Below are 19,586 nucleotides of genomic sequence, written 5' to 3'. Positions count from 1 at the left end.
TCCCTACAGTGTTTGTAGGGATTTTTATATAAGAAGATCTTATTGAGAGAGTTATTAAAATGTAGAAAGTATTTTGGCTGAGAACAAATGTAATAAATATAATTTATGAAGGAGGTATAAAAGTATGATAGTAAACCATTTTGAAGAGTTTTCTAAACATGTTGGAAATACACCTCTCATGAAATTAAAATGCGAAGAAACGAAGGACCTTTCTATCTATGCTAAATGTGAATGGCACAATCCTACAGGATCGATTAAGGATAGGGCAGCACTTGGAATGATTAATAAATATTTACAAGAAGCGGACAAAAAACAAAATATTTTAGAGTATAGTGGTGGAAGCTTAGCGAGGTCAATTGGGTGTATTTGTAATTATTTAGGGATTCAATGCACGTTAGTTTTAAGTTCTGGAACCGGTAAATCTCTATTAAATGAACTTGATCGTTATGGTGCTAACGTAATCTTAGTTGATAAATGTAAAGGGTTCTACGCAGTAATTGAGAAAACAGTAGAGATTAGTAAACAAAATCCAGAATTATACTTTTTATTCCAACATTATAATAATGCAAATCTAGTAAGTCATATAGAAGGTACAGGGCGAGAAATTATTGCACAAATGATTGGAAAACCAATACATGCATGGGTAGCATCTGCTGGTACTGGTGGAACTCTAATGGGAGTCTATACAGCAATAAAGAATTATACAAAAAATGTTGAACTACATTTAGTAATGCCTGCTGAATTGCCTTATGGTTCGGAACAACCACCAAATGATTTAAAGAAATATGCTGGATCAGGTGGGTTCGGCTTAGGAAGGAAACAACATTTCATAGAACAGGAAGAAAATTTGATAGAAAAACAATGGACTTATTCATATGAAGATACCCTGTATGAAATGGCACGTTTTTACAAAGATACTGGTATAAAAATAGGAACTTCTGCGGCAGCGAATTTATTAGCAGCTAAACAAATTGGGAAAGAAAAAGGTGCGAATTTTAATGTAGTTACAGTTTTTCCGGACGCAGGATCAATAGAAGAGTGGTCAGATGTAAAAAATTTAGTTGAAAATAGGGAATAGACCAAATGATAGAGAGGACCATTAAAAGTTCTATTGTAGTTTATATCTTATTCTACGCAAAATTGATACCATTAAAAAACTGTATGTTTAACATGTACAGTTTTTTAATGGTGTAGCTGTGCAATGTTTAGAAATTTCACATACCGTATTTTAAAAATAAATATAGGAAAACCGAAAAGTAATGTAGAATATATCGTACATACATATATACAGTCAACATAAAAGGTAAAGAGGTGGGTATATGTTACTTGAGGAAGTAATGCAGCAACTAGAGGAATATGGAACAGAACAAAATCGTAAAACGTATAAAAACCACGGAGCGAAAGAGCCACTATTCGGAGTTAGTTTTGCAAATTTAAAATTGTTAAAAAAGAAAATAAAAAAAGATCACGATTTAGCAGTTGAATTGTGGGAAACGAAAAATATGGACGCAATGATATTAGCAACTTATATTTTAGACCCAAAGAATATAACAGCAGAACAACTTAATAGTTGGGTTCAGGATGTTGATTATTACTGTTTAATGGATGTTTTTATGACATCTATATGTACTTCGCCAATTGCAAAAGAAAGAATGGAAGAGTGGACAAAGTCTAATGATGAATGGATTGGAAGAGCTGGCTGGTCTTTATTAGCAAATATATCGATTAAAAATAAAGCGTTACATGATGATTTCTTCTCTCCATACTTAGAAGAGATTAAAGAAAATATACATAATGAAAAAAATAGAAAAAAAGAAGCGATGAATAGTGCTTTAATCGCAATAGGAATTCGTAATGAAGACTTAGAGCGACAAGCGATTGAAATTGCACGTGAAATTGGAAAAGTAGAGGTTGATCACGGTGCAACATCATGTAAAACACCAGATGCAGAAAGCTATATAAAAAAAGCGAGAGAAAGAGCTCAAAAAAAGAAAGTGAAATAAGAAAAGAGGAACGGCTATGAAACCAATTGAAGCAGCACAAAGCATAATTACATCACAATTTCCGAATTGTGATGTAGCTTTACTCGGTGGAAGCGTTGCACGAGGAGAAGCGACGAAAACATCTGACCTTGATATTGTAATAGTTGATCAAAGTTTAACTTCTTGTTATAGAGAATCTTTCTATAGTAATGGATGGCCTGTTGAGGTGTTTGTTCATAATTTTACAACATATAAAACCTTTTTCAAAATGGATTGTGATCGAGGGAGACCGTCGTTACCACAATTAGTTTCAGAAGGGGTTGCATTAAAAGGGGAAAAGGAAATTGTTGAGAAATTAAAAAAAGAAGCGAATGATTTACTACATAAAGGACCAGCTAAATGGACCGAAGAAACGATTAAGCAGAAGCGATATTTTATTACGGATACTTTAGATGACTTTATTGGTGCAACAAAAAGAGAAGAAGAATTGTTTATCGCTAATTTATTAGCGGATTTAGTACATGAATATGTATTAAGAGTAAATGGTAGGTGGCTTGGGAGTTCAAAATGGTTTATTAGAGTGCTAAGAAGATATGATGAGCAATATGCAAACAAATTTGTAGCGGCTTTTGATCATTTTTATAAAACGGGAGAGAAAAATGAATTAATTCATTTTATAGAAATGACGTTAGAACAGTATGGTGGAAGAGTGTTCGAAGGATTTTCTATTGGTAAATAAAAAGGGGAGAGAAAAATGAATGTACCATATGTTCAATTAAGAGAATTGACATTAGATCATGTAGAAGATCGCTATCAATGGTCGTTAGATAGAGATGTAACAAAGCATTTAGTCGTACCAGACCAATATCCTCCGTTCACTCGTGGAGATACGAGAATCTGGATTGAAGCTTGTATAAGCCGAAAAAATGGTTATGAACAAAGGGCGATCGTTACTGAGAAAGGTATACATATTGGATGGGTAGACCTTAAAAATTTTGATAAAACAAATAAAAATGCAGAACTAGGAATTGCGATTGGAAATAAAGACTATTGGGGTAAAGGATTTGGAATGGCAGCTCTAAAGAGCATGTTACAAATAGGTTTTTCCCAGTTTGAATTGGAGAAAATTTGGTTACGTGTAGATGAAGATAATACACAAGCTAAAAAGAGTTATGAAAATGCCGGATTTGTATGCGAAGGGTTAATGAGAAATGATCGATTGAGACAGGGAAAGTTCATTCATCGCTATCGTTACAGTATATTAAAAGAAGAGTATGAATCAAAAAATAATAACCTATAAAAATATTATGTCAATTAAAAAGGGGAAGATAAAATGATTCGATTACTTACAAAAGCGGATGCAAAACAATATTGGGAGTTACGTTTACAAGCACTACAAGTAAATCCAGAAGCATTTGTAACGACTTATGAAGAAGCAGTACGTCAAGAAAACCCTCTTGAACGCGTTGCTAGTAATCTTTCATCCAACAGTAGTTTTACATTTGGTGCTTTTAATAATGAAAATCGTTTAGTTGGGGTTGTTACTTTATTAACAGAAGAAAAGGACGCATATAAGCATAAAGGGCATATCGTTGCAATGTATGTAGATACTGAAAATCGAAGAAGTGGTCTTGCACGTGATTTAATACGTAAAGCAATTGAAAGGGCAAAAGAGATGAAGCTAGAGCAATTGAATTTAGGGGTTGTGTCAACGAACGAACCAGCCAAACGATTATATGAATCAATGGGATTTAAAACGTACGGAATTGAAAAAAGGGCTATAAAAATGAATGGTGTGTATAGTGATGATGAACATATGGTGTTGTTCTTTTAAGAGAGGAAGTTTTGTATGAAAGATCTCCATTTAGAAAGAAATCTGGACCCTCAAGTAGCGATTTTGTATGCGACGGTTGCTGATACGTTTAATAGATTGCAAAGGTTAGTAGAAGGTACTGAAGAGAACGAACTATCCTATAAAGGGTCTGAAAATAATGAAAATAGTATTGGGCAGTTACTTCAGCATTTAGCAGTTGTCGATTTACATTGGGTGTATCGTTTCAAGGGAGAAGATGTTCCAACAGCATTTGAAAATAAATATGGTCCTATGTTGAATGAAGTAGGAGAAATACCGAGTTTAAGAAAATACACGTTGCAAGAGTTAATGCAAGATTATGAAGCAGTGCAAAAATTGTTTTATGAAGAATGTATGAAACTAACAGAAACTGATTTAACGCGGGAAGTTTTGTATGAAAAAGGGGAAAATACGACTATAAGATGGGGAATTTGGCATATAGCAGATCATAATCGGTATCATCAAGCACATATAAGTCGATTGAGGAAATTATATAGAGAATATAAACTACATATTCTTTAATTTTTGAATGAACAAACGCCCCTAAATAATAATTAAAGGAGGCGTTTATTTTTATTTGTTTGCTTTTCTTCCCAAGCTATCATTAAATTTTTATGATAATCTTTTGGTTTTTCAATAGAAAACCAGTAAATTGAATGTGCAATAGTTGGTAGCCATCTTTTATGGCGGATTCGTATATTTTCATGGTGAGTATAATGGGTCGAGATTAAGGTAGATTTTGACCCTTGAAAATTTTGGTATGTAATATCCTTGATTTCATACCAATACACTTTATTCCCATGCAAATCTACTACAATTCCTTCATCATCCCAATAGGAACCTATATCGTTTGCACGTGTTTTCCATAAGGTTAGGGCATACTTTAGTAGCCATAAGGAGAAAAATATTGAAATAATTCCTAGTAAATCAAATTCTTCCATTAAAGATAAAACACTTATTAGAAGGAAAACAACTCCGAAAGAAAGTACAAATAAAATAGATTGTATAGAGGCTCTGTATATTTTCAGTGTTATCACATTCATAGAAGTAACTTATTTTTAAAATTATTTCTGTTTAATGTTTTTATATTAAGTATAATAAATGAATGAATGTATTATTATCTTTTTCATTGCAAGTGAATGGAAAGTGAAATGTAAGTTTGTATGTAGATTTTTCATCGCGTATACTAAAATATATGTTGTAGAGATTAAAAATTAAATACAAGGGGTTTTACAATGAAAGCAATTGTTATAGGGATACTGGCATCATTTTTCTTTGCCTTTACTTTTGTTTTAAACCGGGCAATGGACTTAGAAGGTGGAAGCTGGATTTGGAGTGCATCATTACGGTATTATTTTATGGTTCCAATGCTATTACTTATTGTTATGTATAGAGGGAACTTAAAGCAACTCTTTCAATATATGAAAAACAATCCGAAAGAATGGTTAGTATGGAGTATCGTTGGATTTGGTCTCTTTTATGCACCGCTTAGTTTTGCTGGAGCGTTCGGACCAGGTTGGCTCGTTGCATCAACATGGCAAATTACAATCGTTGCAGGGATTTTGTTAACACCATTTTTTGCGGTGGATCCACTACATAAAAAACTTCCGATGAAGGAATTAGTTATGTCGGGCATTATTTTATTCGGTGTTGTTCTCATGCAAGTAGAACATGCTTCTTCATTAGGTATTCGTGAAACCGTTTTATGTGTAGTTCCTGTACTTATTGCAGCATTTGCGTATCCTCTTGGAAATCGAAAAATGATGCAAGTTTGTAAAGGGGAATTAGATGTATTTCAGCGAGTACTCGGTATGACATTAGCAAGTTTACCATTTTGGTTTTTATTATCTGGTTACGAAGTATCAACTGGCGGATTACCGTCAAGTAACCAAGTTTTTCAATGTTTTATTGTAGCAGTTAGTTCTGGGTTAATCGCGACAATATTATTTTTCTTTGCAACAGATCTTGTGAAAGATGATCCACAAAAACTAGCAACAGTGGAAGCGACGCAGTCTGGTGAAGTTTTATTTGCGCTAGTAGGAGAGCTGATCTGGTTATCTGCACCAATTCCGTCATCATTATCTTGGATTGGTATGAGTCTCGTTATTATTGGAATGGTACTTCATAGTTATGTGGCTGTCGTTGTAAAAAAAGAAGAAAAAATAACGGCGTAATGAGATTAGCTCTTTTTATTAAGAGCTAGTCTTTTTTCATAGAAAGGGATGAAAATATGAATTTACAGCGTGTTGAACAAATTGAAAAAGATTCAATATTAAATGTGCTACAATATGCCGTCGGTCCAAATGAAATAAGCTTAAAGAAGGCAGTATTATTTTACCAAATGAATAAAGGGACTTTGTACAAATATGAAGAAAAAGCTTGTATAGGTATTGAAGTAATCGGAGCAACTAAAGCACGAGTATGCCATATAGCAGTGGATTCAGATTATCGTCAAAAAGGAATTGCACTGCAAATGATTAAAGAAGTGGTAAGGATATATCAATTGACTTATATAGAAGCAGAGACAGATGATGGGGCGGTAGAATTTTATAAAAGAATTGGTTTTCAAGTTAAAAGTTTAGGAGAAAAATATACGGGAATCGAAAGATTTCATTGTTATTTGGAAAAATAGTATAAAAATATGCATATGGAGTATAGCTTGAAAAAATAAGATTTACATTTTTCTTCATTTGAAAAAACTCTCGCTCATCATTATCTACGATTTTAATAGAGTTTTGAGGCTTCAGTACACCCATATACATATTTTTGTAGTAATGAATATGATTAAGTTAAAAATTAAGAAAAATATGATAATATATTTATATAAAAGTTTAAATTTACGTGGCTAGTGAGGGAACCAATATGAAAATGAATGAAATAGTAGCAAGCACACAATTTCCAAATACAATCGAAACAATAACAAAAGATTTAAAAGCATTAGGAATCGAAAAAGGAATGACAATTATCGTTCATTCATCACTAAGTTCTATCGGATGGATATCTGGTGGTGCGGTTGCTGTAGTAGAAGCATTAATGAAAGTTGTTACGGAAGAAGGAACGATAATAATGCCAACGCAATCTTCGGATTTGTCTGATCCGAAACATTGGTCAAGACCACCTGTACCGGAAGACTGGTGGCAAATTATCCGAGATAACGTCCCTGCATTTGATTCACGTATAACCCCAACAAGGGGAATGGGTGAAATAGTTGAATGTTTTCGTACATATCCGAATGTAGTACGTAGTAATCATCCGTTAGGAAGTTTTGCTGCATGGGGAAAACATGCAGTAGAAATAACAATGAACCATTCATTATCAATGAGCTTTGGAGAAGAATCTCCATTAAGAAAAATATACGATTTAGACGGGTACGTATTATTAATTGGTGTTGGATATGATTCAAATACGTCTGTTCATTTATCCGAGGTGCGTACTGGTGCATGTGAGTTAATACAAGTAGGAGCACCTATTATAGAAAACGGTGAAAGAGTGTGGAAAGAGTTTGTTGAAATGGATTACGAATCTGAGAAGTTTGTAGAAATTGGTGTGGAGTTTGAGCGAAAAGGAACTGTAAAAAACGGGAAGATAGGGAATGCAACGTGCCGTCTAATGAAACAGCGTGATATAGTTGACTTTGGAACAGAATGGTTTCGTAAGAAAAATTAGTAAGGGATGGTTACAATGAAGGGGAAAAAGGTATTAATTACGAGCGGTGGTTGTCTAGAAAAATGGGATCAAGTACGCGGGCATACGAATATGGCTAAAGGTACAATCGGAAGGATAATCGCAGAAGAACTTATAGCTAAAGGGGCACATGTTATATATTTGCACGGTTATTTTGCGGAGAAACCGAGCGATGTACATAGAGGGTTAGAATTACATCCATTTGAAGGAATTGTTGATTTACAAGATAAAATGAAAAGTATCGTCACACATGAAAAGGTTGATGCGGTTATTATGGCAGCGGCTGGATCAGATTGGATTGTGGAGAAAATTTGTGATCAAGATGGTAATGTTCTTAATATGGACGGAAAAATTTCAAGTGATATAGCACCGATTATTCACTTTCAAAAGGCTCCAAAAGTATTAAAACAAATAAAAGAATGGGACCCAGAAACAGTACTTGTTGGTTTTAAACTTGAAAGTGATTTAAATGAAGAAGAACTGTTTGCAAGAGCGAAAAATAGAATGAAAGAAGCAAGGGCGAATGTAATGATTGCAAATTCACCACATTCTTTATATTCGCGTGGAGCTGTACATTATGTAATTGGACAGGATGGTAAAGGGAAGTTGTGTAATGGAAAAGATGAAACGGCGAAAGAAATTGTCAAAAGCTTAGAAGTATTATGTAATCGTGTCACTGCTTTTTAAAATTAAGTTTTTAGATAAGAATGAATCCGCATAGTAATAAGTAAGCGAAACTTTAATTGGTGGGAATTTTACTTTTACACGAATGTGAAGCGTATATCAATCAAGAGCTATACACAGAATAATTGGTGAGGAGTGGATTCTATGGAACATTTATTAAAGCAAGCTATTAAACTTAGAAACGAAAAGAAATATGCGCAGTCTAAAGAGATGCTTATAGGATTAACAAACTTTACAAAGGATGCAGAAGTACTGTATCAGTGTGCGTGGATACATGATGTAATGGGGCTAGAAACAGAAGCAGTTCCGTATTATGAGCAGGCAATCGCAAATGGACTTGATGGCGAATCCCTTTGCGGTGCTTATATTGGTCTAGGAAGTACATATCGTTGTATAGGGGAATATGAAAAGGCAATTACAGTATTAGAAGCTGGGGTGAAAAAATTCCCAGAGAACGATCCGATGAAAGTATTTTTATCATTAGCAAAATATAACGTAAACGATCACGAGTCAGCGATGAAATTATTACTTGAAACTGTCGTGAAAGTAGAGGAAGTAAAAGAATTTGAACGTGCCATTTCATTTTATAAAGACCACTTAAATGAGGTTTTTAAATAAAGGAGTGAACGTATGAATGTTACACTATCGCGAAGGCGAAAAGGTATTTGGATTGGACTCGTCTCTTTAATTATGCTATCAAACTATTTATTGTATACTCTTCCAATAGTACCAGCTGCGCCGAAAGAAGTTGTACTTGGGTCATTATTAGATTGCATGTTTGTCATTCCAATCATCACGTATTTCTTCATTATTCGAAAAAGGTACTCGTTAACGTATATAGTTCCTGTTGTAATAGCTGGTTATATTTTTGCAAGATTTATTATTCCAAGTGACTATTTACAAGATTTTTCATACGTTTCTTATATTATAGTTGCAGGAGAAATTGCTTTTGTATGTTTAGAGTTATTCCTTCTATATAAAATTGTTAGAAAGCTTCCTACCATAATAAAAAAATATAAAGAATATAAAAGTGAGTACTCTTCATTTTCTTATGCAATTGATGCTGCGTTTGACGCTACTATGAAAAGAAATAAATTAATAGATATCATTGTAACGGAGTGTAAGTTAATCTATTATGCATTTTTATCGTGGCGTGAAAAAGTACCAGAAGGTGAATACGTATACTCATATCACAAAAAGACTGGTGCAATAGGTGTATATATCATGATCATCCATGCGACCTTAATAGAAAGTATTGGTTTTCATTATTTGCTACACCAGTGGAATCCAGTAATAGCATGGATTTTACTTATTTTAAATGTATACGCGATGATTTATTTTATAGCTGAAATACAAGCGATGCGTAAAAATCCACTTAACGTAACAGAAGAACAAGTAATCATTCAAATTGGATTAGGAAAGAAAATTGTTATACCATTTACACAAATTGATAATATTGCGTTCTACAAGGGTGATGAATTGCTAACAGCAAAAGAAGGGAAACAGGTATTGGATGCAACTGTTATGGAGTTCATAAAAGAACCTGCTACTTTTGAAATAACATTAAAAGAGCCAGTGAAAGCACAGTTGTTATATGGATTTTCTAAAACAGTAAGTCGTGTGCACTTAAATGTTGATGAAGAACGAAAATTTTATGATGCGGTTAAGGAAAAGTTAAAACATGAGTAATAGTGCTGTTAGTTACATAAAAACAAATAAGCTTCCGTTAGAAGTGAAAAAATATGAAACATGGATAGTGAAAAACTCTTTCTAAATAAGAAGGAGTTTTTCTTGTGTACTTGTATAAATCATTATATAAAAAACTATATACTTCTTTATCGTTAGATAAGTGGATATAATTGAGGATAGAACTAGTATAAGGGGAAACAAAATAATGAATAAGTTACTTACATCGAAAAGTGAAATTATAGAAAGAAAAATCCGGTATAACTCAACAATAGTAGATCACAATTGTTTATTACTTGAAAAGCAATCACAAAGTATCGTTTTATTTCACGAGGTGCAGTATTCATTTACAATGACTGCAAAAGATACTAAGTTAACAATCCCAAAAGGAAGTTATACAATCGCATATTATTGGAAAGATCGTCCGTACAATTTATACGTATGGAGAGATATAAAAGGGAAGTATTTAGGTTCCTATTTTAATATCGTAAAAAATACACAAATAAAAGACGAAGTGGTTTCCTTCGAAGATTTAATCATCGATATTATGGTACTTCCTAATGGAGAATACTTCATATTAGATGAGGATGAATTACCAGAATCATTAGGGAATTTCGAAGGTGGTTATGTGAAGAAAGCTCTTTATGGACTGAAAGAAATCATTCAAAAAGAGCTTCCACAAATAGTTTTGGAGACAGCCAGGGTGCAGAAGAACTAAAATTTAATTACATAAATATTTTGAATGGAAATGAGTAGTCTCAAGTTATATGGTCTAACTTTTTTGATAAATCTAAGGTTAGTAGCATATTTCTTGAGATTACTTTTTTTGGTAGAAATTTTGTTGCTTAGTTATTAAATGGATTTAAAATTTATGAAATAATATTGACTGAATCAAGTTCAGTCATTTATGATTGAATCAGATTCAGTCGTGGTGAAAACATTGTAGGAGATGACGTATGAAAAGAATATCAAAAGAACCAGATGTAAGACGCCAAGAGTTAATGGATATTGGTTTTGAACTATATATGAAAAATGGTATGAAAGGATTTGGCATAAAAGATGTTGTGAATCATGCAGGTGTAGCAACGGGCTTATTTTATTATTACTTCAAGTCTAAAGAGAATTTTGTTGATGAAGTTTTAAATGACTGTATTGTGAAAAATATGGAGTTAATTGAAGAAATACTTGTTTCAAATGAACGGTCTGTCATGCAAAAGATGAAAGATTCACTAGATATATTTTGGACATTTATTGAAAAGTTAGCACCCTATAAAAATGTGAGCTCGTTTCAGACGGAACAACATTTTCAACTGGAACAGAAATTATTCACACGTATGCAACCGTTAATTAGACAAGTAATTGAAGAGGGAGTAAACATAGGGGTTTTTTATACTGATAACTCATTATTAGCTTCTGGGTTTATTCTATACGGTCTTAGCAGTATTGCTCATTCAGAAGTAAAATTGAATCTAGATACAAAACATGAAATGGTTAATTTAGTATTAACTACACTACGATACAATCAAAAGGAAGGAGAAAGTTTATGAAAATTATTATCAATGGAAATAATATCTCACAAGAGCAACTTATAAAATGGAAAAGAGAACGGATAAAAAAAGTATTATATACATTAGGACATAAAGAGCTTGAAATAAATGATACAGACGTCATGATAAAACAGCTAACGGAAATAAAGTTGCGATATACATACAATGAAATGTACGAAAAGTTGAAATCAAAACTTAGATTAAGTGCAATAGGTATGCGTATCTGTACTCTTTTATCTGGTGATAGACGAAAAATTTCGAAAACTAGTATTTATTTAGACGGGATTACAGCAGAAGTAGCTATACATGGAATTGATAGTTTGATGCTTGAACAATCACGTGAAAATAACAAAGTGAATTTATCTGCTTGTCCTGATCACTATGTACTAAGACCCTTTGGGGAAAATGAATTAGAGGTTATCGAAACTACTGGTAATTCTCCGTTTCCAGTTCAATTTTTCATTGTTTTTGGTGACGAAACTGGATTGAAAACACCAAGAGATAAATCTTATCAATACCAATCAACAGGTGTTGCACGTATGAAAGATGGTACTACTATTGGTGGAGTTCGACATCAATTTAAAGATACTGATACAGGGATAGAAGTAAGTCTAGTTGTTGAGTTCCCAGCCCTTTGTCCTAATAGTCTAATTAAATCCCATCAAATGCATTTAGCGTGTGAGTTTTCTTATTGGTTACAGTGGATTAAAGATCAGAAAAAATAGTAAGTAAACGATATCGTTTAAATAAACAAAAGTAAAATGTTCAAACAAATCATATGTATGTTTTAATAAAACCTAGTTGACTTATCGGAAATATTTGTATAATATGTACTTAATTCCATAACGTATTGCTGATTGGAGAAACCAAAGGCATTTTATCAACAGATAAAATGCCTTTGGTTTTTTTATTGCACAAATACTGAATCTGTTCATTTATATGAATCATTTTAAGGAGGGGAAGAAATGACTGTTTCAATTGATGGGGTATCAAAATATTTTTTGAAACAAACTGGTACGGTTCAAGTGCTAGAGAATATTAATTTTCAATTAGAGAAAGGGGATTTTGTTACAGTAATTGGTCCGAGTGGGTGCGGAAAAAGTACATTACTAAAAATTGTTGCAGGTCTAGATAATGATTTTGAAGGTGAAGTTGTTATTGACGGGGAGCCTATCTTAAAAACGAGCAAGAAACAAGGTTTTATTTTTCAAGAACATAGGCTTTTTCCATGGTTAACAGTTGAAGAAAATATAGCGGCAGATTTGTCGTTAAAAGATAAGTATGTGAAAGATAAGGTGAGAGAATGGGTTGAAATCGTTCGGTTAGATGGCTTTGAAAAATCGTATCCGAAAGAAATTTCAGGCGGGATGTCACAACGTGTTGCGATAGCGAGAGCGTTATTAAGAGATCCAAATGTATTATTACTTGATGAACCTTTTGGAGCGCTGGATGCTTTTACTCGAAGTCATTTACAAGAAGTATTGCTAAATATTTGGGAGCAGAAGAAAACAACAATGATATTCGTTACACATGATATAGACGAAGCGATATATCTTTCAAACCGAATCATCATTATGAGTGCAAAACCAGGGAAAATACATAAAGTGATTGAAAATAATTTGCCTTATCCGCGAAATAAAACTTCTCAATCGTTCCAACAACTTCGAACGAAAGTATTACAGCAGTTTGAATATGGAGGGTTGATTCAAACAAGTATATAGGAAAAGGGTGATTTTATATGTATAAAAAATTTAAAATTCTTTCTTTTGCTTTAGCTATATCAGTATTTTTATTAGGATGTGAAAAAAGTACAGTAAGTAGTAAGAAAGAAGATGTAACAATACAAATTGGTATACAGCAAGGATTAAGCCCGCTATTACTAGCAAAGAAAAAGGGATGGTTTGAAGAGGAGTTTAAAAAAGAAGGAGTTAAAGTGAAATGGACAGAGTTCCAAAGTGGACCTCCTTATTTTGAAGCAATCGCATCAAACCGGTTAGACTTTGGTGAAGTAGGGAATTCTCCAGTCATTTCAGCGCAAGCAGCAGGTATTGGATTTACCGAAATCGCCAATACAAGTTATGCGAGAAAAGGAACTGGAATTCTCGTTCAAAAAGATAGCAAGATTGCGAGTGTAAAAGATTTAAAAGGTAAAAAAATTGCAGTAGCAAAAGGAAGTAGTGCCTTTAATTTATTATATCGAGCGCTTGATAAAGAAGGTATTGATGCAAAAGATGTAAATGTCATTCAATTACAACCAGATGAAGCGCAGCCTGCATTCGAATCAGGATCAGTAGATGCATGGGCGATTTGGGACCCTTTCATATCATTACATACGTTAAATAAAGGTGCGAAGGTGATTGCAGACGGTGAAACATTAAATGTCTCTTCACCAGAATTTTTAATTACGAGGACAAAATTTGCGAAAGAACATCCAGAATTAGTTGAGAAATTCCTCAAAGTTTATGAGAAAGCACGTGTATGGCAAGAGGCTAACTTAGATGAAGCAATAAAAGTGTACACTTCTGTAAAAAAGATAGATGCAGAGATTGTAAAAGAAGTGTTTAATCATGACAAACCAATTTTAGTTCCGGTAACGAAGGAAATAATAGCAGAACAACAAAAGACAGCGGATTTTCAATATAAGATCGGTTCTATAAAGAAAGAAATTAAGACGGAAAAAGTTGTAGATAATTCTTTCGTAGAAAAAGCATTGAAAGCGAAGTGAAAAGAGGTTTTGTAAAGTGGAAAATACGAAAGCTGTTATGAAACCAGCGAGTATAACGATTAAGAAAAATGGCATAAAGAAGGTACGAAAGTTTAATGTAAAAGTTTTAGTAAGGGCGATTACTATACCGGTTATTATATTAATAATTTGGCAGTTGGCTGGCGTATTCGGTCTTGTTTCTAAAACAGTTTTACCAACACCATTAGATATTTTTCTAGCTTTCCAAGAGCTTATTAAAACAGGAGAGTTATTCGGCCATTTAAGTATTAGTGTATTCAGGGCTGCGGCTGGTTTCTTTATTGGTGGGGGCTTAGGAATCATTTTAGGAACAATTGTTGGATTTTCAACGAGAAGTGAGCAATATTTAGACCCATCTGTGCAAATGTTAAGAACTGTACCTCATTTAGCTGTTGCGCCGCTTTTCGTATTATGGTTCGGTTTTGGTGAAACATCGAAAGTGTTATTAATTGCAGATGGTGCATTTTTTCCTTTATACGTAAACGCATTTTTAGGTATTAGAGGTGTGGATTCAAAGTTATTTGATGTTGCGAGAGTGTTAGAGTTTAGCAAAAGAAAACTAATTACGAAACTAATTTTACCATCTGCATTGCCTAACCTTTTACTAGGAGCAAGGTTATCGTTAGGTGTTGCATGGGTGAGTTTAGTAGTAGCAGAACTTATGGGATCTACAGAAGGTATTGGTTATATGATTATGGATGCAAGGCAATTTTCAAATACAGATATCGTATTTGTCGGCATAATTATCTTTGCATTTGTTGGGAAGTTTTCTGACTCTCTAGTACGTTTACTAGAAGTGAAGTTTTTAAGATGGCGAGATAATTTTAAAGGTGAGACTGGGAATTAACATATAAATTATTAGGGGTAATTTATATAGAATTTGTTAGTATACGTTTCAAAATAAATAAGGGGTGTGTAAAGGTATGGAATTATTATGGTTTATTCCGGCTTATGGAGATGGTCGATATTTAGGAACGACAAAACGAGGAAGAGCAGCTGAATATGGTTATTATAAGCAAGTTGCTGCGGCAGCTGATTATTTAGGATATACGGGTGTTTTACTTCCAACTGGTCAAGGATGTGAAGACCCTTGGGTGTTAGCTTCAGCTCTTGCTGCTGAAACAGAAAAACTAAAATTTTTAGTAGCAGTGAGACCAGGACTAATGTCACCTACAGTTGCAGCGAGGATGGCATCTACATTTGATAGAATTTCAGATGGGAGACTACTTATTAATGTAGTAGCTGGAGGAGATCCAGTTGAACTACAAGGAGATGGATTATATCTTGAGCATGATGAAAGATATGAAGCAGCGGATGAATTTTTAAAGGTTTGGAAATCGACATTGCAAGGTGAAACGATCTCTTTAGAAGGAAAACATATTCAAGTTACAGATAGTAAAGTTGTATTCCCGCCAGTTCAAACACCATATCCTCCTATATATTTCGGAGGATCATCAGCTGCTGGAAAAGAAGTAGCAGCTGAACATAGTGATGTATATTTAACGTGGGGAGAGCCACCAGAGCAAGTGAAAGAGAAAATAGAAGAAGTAAGAAAACTTGCAGAAGAGAAGGGGCGTACAGTACGATTTGGCATTAGATTACACGTAATTGTAAGAGAAATAGAAGAAGAAGCGTGGGAAGAGGCAGAACGTTTAATTCAATATGTGGATAATGAAACAATTGAGCTTGCTCAAAAGACATTTGCAAGATATGATTCGGTTGGTCAAAAGAGGATGACACATTTAAATAAAGGTACGAGAGAGTCGTTAGAGATAAGCCCTAATTTATGGGCTGGAATCGGACTTGTAAGAGGTGGGGCAGGTACTGCACTTGTAGGCAATCCACATACAGTAGCAGAAAGGATAAAAGAATATGAATCGTTAGGAATTGATACGTTTGTTTTATCAGGATATCCGCATTTAGAAGAAGCGTATGAGGTCGCAGAATTGTTATTCCCATTATTGAAAGACGAGAAGAAAGAAGAAAATAAAATTGTTGGTGAAATGATTGCTGATGCATATGCATTAAAAAAATAGTGAGAAATAAAGTTTCACATATTTATTGCTTTATTTTGTTCACTGCCTGTTAATACGGGATAAAAAACCCGCAAGTTATTCGCTTGCGGGTTTTCATCGTAAATTATTAGAAAATATGGTAAAATTAAAGGGTAACTTAAGGTGCGGTTGGTTGTTCAATTATCACTTCTCCGAGTAGGAGGGGGGTGATAATACGTGAGTGAAATAGCGTTGCTACTGCAAGGTGGACTGTTTCTCGTTGCATTGTTAACGTTCGTCGTCGTTTTAATAGACAAGCTCAAAAAATAACAACCCACCTATGCTTATAGAATGTGGGTTGTTTTGTTTGTAAGAAACAAATAGGATAAATGAACAATCCAATCTGCTAAGTTACGTGGACTAGTGTGTAGCCGCACACTAGTCTTTTTTATTTATATACAATTTATAATTGGTTTATGTGATTGTATTGTTCTTTTCATACTCATTATAACACAGTGTCTTTTCATCAAGAAAGGAGACCGTATGTTCTGGTTCCTGTTATATTGTAGGTGCTTTTTCTTTAAACAGCCCATCCATATACTGTTTTAAACTTTGGACATAAAATTTCTGCGTATTCACATTATTTACACCGACAATCGGCGATGGAAGGTCAAATCTTTTTTCTGATAAATGAACGACAACATCAAAGATGTCAAACAAACGAATGAAGCAAAACAGGCCGTCTTTATCGCTAAGTAAAATAAAGTAATGATTTTCACTACTTGTATTTAGCGTATTCCATAAAGAACTTTTGCTTAAATCACGTACAATGCTTTTTTCTTTTAGTTCCACGAAATCTGCATTTGAGAGAATGGTAGAAATATCAATTGCATCTTGATCTTCAAAGTAGCCATCAACTGTTTGTACAGCGAATGTATAAGCCATTTTTAATACACTCATTTTATATTTACGGTTATCTAATAGTAATTCACGTTGAATAGAACTCGCTACTTTCGTTACACGTTCCTCCTTCCAAATTTCATTATGTAAGGAAATATCGTGCTTTTTACATAGTTTCATAATTAATGCATTAGAATAAAGAATCTCGTCGCTTACTTCGACAACATCAGTCTCAGCAGCCGCAAGTTCCTCACCGTGCTCATTCGTATAGAGTGGGGAATCAATTTGTCTTTTCATTTGTTCAATCTTAAATTGACTCAATTTATGCCTAATTAAAGGACGATCAATATTTGTTGTCATTTGTTCATGACAAGTATCACAAATTGAGTTTGTGAAATAATATCCACATAATATTTCTGGAATGACATATTGTTCACTAAGTTCTTTCGTATCTTTTCTGCAAATGATGCATTGTGTCATTTTTATCACCTTTACCTGCAAATTTGTATGTAATCTCATTGTAGTGTATTTATCGGTATTTTGGAATATTGTAAAGGAAAATATTATGTGAAATTCATGCTTATTTTGGTACAATGAATAGAAGTGCTAGTTTAAAGGAGGCCGTTTTTTTGAAATCAAAAGTGCACTTTTGGACATTAGAAGTGCTAATGGTTGTAGGAATCATATTTATTTGCACAAAAATATCATTTTTATTTCAACCGATTGGTATCTTCATATCAACATTGTTTTTCCCAATCTTAATCGCGCTTTTTTTATACTTCATATTTAATCCTGTATTAATCTTTTTGGAGAATAAAAAAGTACCTAGAAATTTAGCGATATTACTGTTATATCTTTTTATCATAACATTAACTGCGGTTGGCGTTGGAGTAGTTGTTCCTACGATTTCACAACAGCTAATGGACTTAGTAAAAAATATGCCAAGCTACATAAAAGAGGGGAAAGTATACATACAAGAATTATCACATCATAGGTTGTTTGAATGGTTATCTACACAAAACTACGTTTCCATTGAAACAATTGAAAAAAATGCGATTGAATACTTAAAAGATATACCAAATACAATTACGTCGAGTGCAACGGCTTTATTTGGTATTATCACGAACGTTGCATTAGTTGTATTTACTGTACCGTTCATTTTATTTTACATGTTTAAAGATGGACATGCCTTTCCGGGAAAAGCGGTAAGTTTATTACCTGAGTCTTACCGTGAAGAGGGGCTTCGTATCATTAAGGAAACGAACGAAACATTATCTGCATATATTCAAGGGCAAGCACTCGTTTGTATATTTGTAGGTGCGTTTACTTTTATCGGTTATTTAATTATCGATTTACCGTACGCTTTCGTTTTAGGAATTATTGCAGCATTTACAAACATCATTCCTAACTTAGGGCCATTTATTGGGGCAGCACCAGCTGTTATTGTAGGACTGTTCGTATCTCCGATGCAAGCCTTATACGTAATTATTATCGTAACAATTGTACAACAGTTTGAAAGTAATATTATTTCACCGCGTATTATGAGCTCGAAATTAAACATTCACCCATTAACAATTATTATCCTAATTTTAGGGGTAGGTAATTTTGCTGGAATCATCGGAATGATTTTAGCAGTACCAGTTTATGCAGTAACAAAAACTGTTGTTTCGAACTTAGTGAGATTGTTTAAGACAAAGAGAAGTAATCGGAAATAGTGAAACCTGAGAAAGATACACCGCTTTTTAAGTGGTGTATCTTTTGTTTATAAATAAATAATTAAAAGCGGGTTGATTTGATTTTATTATATATTTTTTATACATCAAATTCAGTGATAAACTTGTGTGATATAAGCTCTATAAAACTATGTGGAATCCCTCTGAACTATCCAAATCATTTCCTTACAGCGTGCTATCAACATCATAATCGACTCCTTTCAATTCTATATAGTTAAACGATTAAAGGTGAGTGTAGTATTTGCTTCTACGATCTCGAATTTCATCAATAACTTGTTTATATTGTCTTTCTTGTTTTAATTCATTTTGAGATATTGTTTCTTTTTGAATTGTAATCGTTAAAAAGAAAAGGTGAAACTTCATATGTGAATTCCTCCTTTCGAATTGGAATTACAGATGACTACAGTAATGACTTTGTCTTTCTTTTACATGATCTATAGCCTGATTAATTTGTCGTTCATGAAACATTTCAGACTCAGAAAATTTATTTTTTTGAATGGTAATGGTTAAAAAGAATACTTTAAATTTCATTAGATAATTGCCCCTTTATAAGTGATTTAGAAAAAACGAGTGTAATAAGAAATTACAGATGACTACAGTAATGAATTTGTCTTTCTTTTACATGATCCATAGCCTGATTAATTTGTCGCTCATGAAACATTTCAGACTTGGAAAATGTATTTTTTTGAATGGTAATGGTTAAAAAGAATACTTTAAATTTCATTGGATAATGACCCCTTTATAAGTGATTTAGAAAAGACGAGTGTAATAAGAAGATTGG

General features: G+C 33.4%; 26 protein-coding genes. 21 read left to right on the top strand and 5 right to left on the bottom strand.

What is annotated here, in order from left to right; genetic code table 11:
* The first annotated feature begins 124 nt into the window (after positions 1 to 124).
* From IBT51_RS25635 to IBT51_RS25610, 6 genes are all read left to right on the top strand, one after another.
* On the top strand, positions 125 to 1,078 hold the full coding sequence (locus IBT51_RS25635) for a PLP-dependent cysteine synthase family protein (RefSeq protein WP_078401530.1): 954 nt from the start codon (positions 125 to 127) through the stop codon (positions 1,076 to 1,078).
* A gap of 241 nt (positions 1,079 to 1,319) precedes the next feature.
* Positions 1,320 to 2,003: a DNA alkylation repair protein gene (locus IBT51_RS25630; RefSeq protein ID WP_200458242.1), complete on the top strand. Its 684-nt coding sequence runs from the start codon at positions 1,320 to 1,322 to the stop codon at positions 2,001 to 2,003.
* A gap of 16 nt (positions 2,004 to 2,019) precedes the next feature.
* Complete coding sequence (locus tag IBT51_RS25625; protein ID WP_000802433.1) at positions 2,020 to 2,721, top strand: nucleotidyltransferase domain-containing protein; 702 nt, start codon at positions 2,020 to 2,022, stop codon at positions 2,719 to 2,721.
* A gap of 15 nt (positions 2,722 to 2,736) precedes the next feature.
* Complete coding sequence (locus IBT51_RS25620) at positions 2,737 to 3,282, top strand: GNAT family N-acetyltransferase (protein ID WP_200458243.1); 546 nt, start codon at positions 2,737 to 2,739, stop codon at positions 3,280 to 3,282.
* Between the two features lie 33 nt (positions 3,283 to 3,315).
* Entirely contained in the window at positions 3,316 to 3,816 is a 501-nt protein-coding gene (locus tag IBT51_RS25615) for a GNAT family N-acetyltransferase (protein WP_000620322.1), read from the top strand.
* A 15-nt stretch (positions 3,817 to 3,831) separates the two neighbouring features.
* Entirely contained in the window at positions 3,832 to 4,356 is a 525-nt protein-coding gene (locus IBT51_RS25610) for a DinB family protein (RefSeq protein ID WP_088024648.1), read from the top strand.
* 32 nt (positions 4,357 to 4,388) lie between these two features.
* Here the strand turns inward: IBT51_RS25610 and IBT51_RS25605 are convergent, their stop codons facing one another.
* Positions 4,389 to 4,775: a hypothetical protein gene (locus IBT51_RS25605; protein ID WP_000390805.1), complete on the bottom strand. Its 387-nt coding sequence runs from the start codon at positions 4,773 to 4,775 to the stop codon at positions 4,389 to 4,391.
* Between the two features lie 294 nt (positions 4,776 to 5,069).
* Between IBT51_RS25605 and IBT51_RS25600 the strand changes: the two genes are divergently transcribed.
* The 14 genes from IBT51_RS25600 (at position 5,070) to IBT51_RS27160 (ending at position 16,502) form a co-directional block, all read left to right on the top strand.
* Complete coding sequence (locus tag IBT51_RS25600) at positions 5,070 to 6,008, top strand: DMT family transporter (RefSeq protein WP_053564173.1); 939 nt, start codon at positions 5,070 to 5,072, stop codon at positions 6,006 to 6,008.
* Positions 6,009 to 6,064: 56 nt separating this feature from the next.
* Positions 6,065 to 6,466, top strand: coding sequence for a GNAT family N-acetyltransferase (locus tag IBT51_RS25595; RefSeq protein ID WP_088024654.1), 402 nt, complete (start codon positions 6,065 to 6,067; stop codon positions 6,464 to 6,466).
* A 230-nt stretch (positions 6,467 to 6,696) separates the two neighbouring features.
* Complete coding sequence (locus IBT51_RS25590) at positions 6,697 to 7,500, top strand: AAC(3) family N-acetyltransferase (protein WP_000783341.1); 804 nt, start codon at positions 6,697 to 6,699, stop codon at positions 7,498 to 7,500.
* Between the two features lie 15 nt (positions 7,501 to 7,515).
* A complete protein-coding gene (locus tag IBT51_RS25585) occupies positions 7,516 to 8,205 on the top strand; it encodes a phosphopantothenoylcysteine decarboxylase domain-containing protein (RefSeq protein ID WP_098127898.1) in 690 nt (229 codons plus the stop codon).
* Between the two features lie 141 nt (positions 8,206 to 8,346).
* Positions 8,347 to 8,820 carry a tetratricopeptide repeat protein gene (locus IBT51_RS25580; protein WP_000400637.1) on the top strand — a complete coding sequence of 158 codons (474 nt, stop codon included), beginning with the start codon at positions 8,347 to 8,349 and terminating at the stop codon, positions 8,818 to 8,820.
* A 12-nt stretch (positions 8,821 to 8,832) separates the two neighbouring features.
* Positions 8,833 to 9,891 (top strand): hypothetical protein, encoded by a 1,059-nt coding sequence (locus tag IBT51_RS25575; protein WP_200458244.1) that lies wholly within the window; start codon positions 8,833 to 8,835, stop codon positions 9,889 to 9,891.
* A 205-nt stretch (positions 9,892 to 10,096) separates the two neighbouring features.
* Positions 10,097 to 10,606, top strand: coding sequence for a ribonuclease FAU-1 family protein (locus tag IBT51_RS25570; RefSeq protein ID WP_001037889.1), 510 nt, complete (start codon positions 10,097 to 10,099; stop codon positions 10,604 to 10,606).
* A 238-nt stretch (positions 10,607 to 10,844) separates the two neighbouring features.
* Positions 10,845 to 11,435, top strand: coding sequence for a TetR/AcrR family transcriptional regulator (locus tag IBT51_RS25565; protein WP_000822622.1), 591 nt, complete (start codon positions 10,845 to 10,847; stop codon positions 11,433 to 11,435).
* Entirely contained in the window at positions 11,432 to 12,160 is a 729-nt protein-coding gene (locus tag IBT51_RS25560; RefSeq protein WP_078401536.1) for a hypothetical protein, read from the top strand. The genes IBT51_RS25565 and IBT51_RS25560 overlap by 4 nt, the downstream gene beginning before the upstream one ends.
* Before the next feature lie 240 nt (positions 12,161 to 12,400).
* The gene (locus IBT51_RS25555) at positions 12,401 to 13,156 is read left to right on the top strand and encodes an ABC transporter ATP-binding protein (protein ID WP_000218582.1); all 756 of its coding nucleotides are present in this window, start codon (positions 12,401 to 12,403) and stop codon (positions 13,154 to 13,156) included.
* A gap of 17 nt (positions 13,157 to 13,173) precedes the next feature.
* Entirely contained in the window at positions 13,174 to 14,160 is a 987-nt protein-coding gene (locus IBT51_RS25550) for an aliphatic sulfonate ABC transporter substrate-binding protein (protein WP_000276913.1), read from the top strand.
* Between the two features lie 16 nt (positions 14,161 to 14,176).
* Entirely contained in the window at positions 14,177 to 15,025 is an 849-nt protein-coding gene (locus IBT51_RS25545) for an ABC transporter permease (RefSeq protein WP_000432133.1), read from the top strand.
* A gap of 76 nt (positions 15,026 to 15,101) precedes the next feature.
* The gene (ssuD, locus tag IBT51_RS25540; RefSeq protein WP_000422251.1) at positions 15,102 to 16,214 is read left to right on the top strand and encodes an FMNH2-dependent alkanesulfonate monooxygenase; all 1,113 of its coding nucleotides are present in this window, start codon (positions 15,102 to 15,104) and stop codon (positions 16,212 to 16,214) included.
* A gap of 195 nt (positions 16,215 to 16,409) precedes the next feature.
* On the top strand, positions 16,410 to 16,502 hold the full coding sequence (locus tag IBT51_RS27160; protein WP_001289320.1) for a putative holin-like toxin: 93 nt from the start codon (positions 16,410 to 16,412) through the stop codon (positions 16,500 to 16,502).
* A gap of 228 nt (positions 16,503 to 16,730) precedes the next feature.
* Here IBT51_RS27160 and IBT51_RS25535 read toward each other — a convergent pair whose 3' ends face one another.
* Positions 16,731 to 17,552 carry an HNH endonuclease gene (locus tag IBT51_RS25535; protein WP_000189715.1) on the bottom strand — a complete coding sequence of 274 codons (822 nt, stop codon included), beginning with the start codon at positions 17,550 to 17,552 and terminating at the stop codon, positions 16,731 to 16,733.
* A gap of 149 nt (positions 17,553 to 17,701) precedes the next feature.
* On the opposite strand from IBT51_RS25535, the gene IBT51_RS25530 reads away from it, so the two are divergent.
* A complete protein-coding gene (locus IBT51_RS25530) occupies positions 17,702 to 18,787 on the top strand; it encodes an AI-2E family transporter (RefSeq protein WP_000837894.1) in 1,086 nt (361 codons plus the stop codon).
* Positions 18,788 to 19,027: 240 nt separating this feature from the next.
* On the opposite strand, the gene IBT51_RS25525 is transcribed toward IBT51_RS25530, so the two are convergent.
* The 3 genes from IBT51_RS25525 to IBT51_RS25515 are packed head-to-tail and all read right to left on the bottom strand — an operon-like array spanning position 19,028 to position 19,529.
* Positions 19,028 to 19,168 (bottom strand): YrzI family small protein, encoded by a 141-nt coding sequence (locus IBT51_RS25525; protein WP_000668497.1) that lies wholly within the window; start codon positions 19,166 to 19,168, stop codon positions 19,028 to 19,030.
* 27 nt (positions 19,169 to 19,195) lie between these two features.
* Positions 19,196 to 19,336, bottom strand: coding sequence for a YrzI family small protein (locus IBT51_RS25520; protein ID WP_000669802.1), 141 nt, complete (start codon positions 19,334 to 19,336; stop codon positions 19,196 to 19,198).
* A gap of 52 nt (positions 19,337 to 19,388) precedes the next feature.
* Positions 19,389 to 19,529, bottom strand: a complete 141-nt coding sequence (locus IBT51_RS25515; RefSeq protein WP_200458245.1) for a YrzI family small protein — start codon at positions 19,527 to 19,529, stop codon at positions 19,389 to 19,391.
* Between the last annotated feature and the right edge of the window lie 57 nt (positions 19,530 to 19,586).

Origin of the sequence: Bacillus sp. S71, from assembly GCF_016625265.1 — a bacterium.
In the GTDB taxonomy this organism is placed as follows: domain Bacteria; phylum Bacillota; class Bacilli; order Bacillales; family Bacillaceae_G; genus Bacillus_A; species Bacillus_A cereus.
The sequence above is the reverse complement of the archived record's forward strand: the minus strand, read 5'-3'. Positions and strand labels throughout refer to the sequence as shown.